General features: G+C 49.8%; 1 protein-coding gene. It reads left to right on the top strand.

Annotated features, from left to right (window positions below; genetic code table 11):
* A partial coding sequence (locus A3729_RS10320) for an immunoglobulin-like domain-containing protein (RefSeq protein WP_156497876.1) occupies positions 1-291 on the top strand: 291 nt, incomplete at both ends.

Below are 291 nucleotides of genomic sequence, written 5' to 3'. Positions count from 1 at the left end.
GAGATATCAGTACAGCAATTGGCGTTACCGGAACTGTTGATGCCAATACGCAAGGTGCATACACCCTTACCTATAATGTTTCTGACTCATCTGGTAACGCAGCAGCAACCGTAGTTCGAACTGCAAACGTCGTGGATACTGGAGTACCCTCTATTGCACTTATTGGTGACAATCCAGTGCTACACGAACTACAGACGCCATACACAGATGCTGGTGCGACCGCTTCAGATGCAGCAGACGGCGACCTAAGCGCTTCAATCACAGTGACTGGGTCAGTCGATCCGGATATCG

Source organism: Oleiphilus sp. HI0043 (assembly GCF_001634935.1).
Note: the sequence above shows the minus strand (reverse complement) of the source record. Positions and strands in the feature narration are given on the sequence as shown.